Source organism: Stenotrophomonas sp. SrG, assembly GCF_050031795.1.
Classification (GTDB): Bacteria; Pseudomonadota; Gammaproteobacteria; order Xanthomonadales; family Xanthomonadaceae; genus Stenotrophomonas; species Stenotrophomonas rhizophila_A.
Genome location: NZ_JBNBBE010001807.1, coordinates 1 through 230, shown reverse-complemented (window position 1 = coordinate 230; position 230 = coordinate 1). Strand labels below are relative to the sequence as shown.

General features: G+C 69.1%; 1 pseudogene. It reads right to left on the bottom strand.

Annotated features, from left to right (window positions below):
- A pseudogene (locus ACQG3P_RS25460) lies at nucleotides 1-230 on the bottom strand (sensor histidine kinase); the annotation flags it as partial.

Below are 230 nucleotides of genomic sequence, written 5' to 3'. Positions count from 1 at the left end.
GGCGCTGCGCCGATGAGCATCGCGCCGAAGGTCACAGACAAGCTGGCCACGACCTGCCTGCCCAGGCCCAGCAGGCGGCGGTGGGGGTCCAGCGGATAGCGCTCGGCCAGGCGGAACACCAGCGGTGCCTGTGCCGGCCTGGTGTACCACTGGATCATCGCCCAGCGCAGGTGCTCCTGTAACGGCCAGCTGTTGCCGTGCAGCCCATCGCTGAGCGAATGCTGCACGGA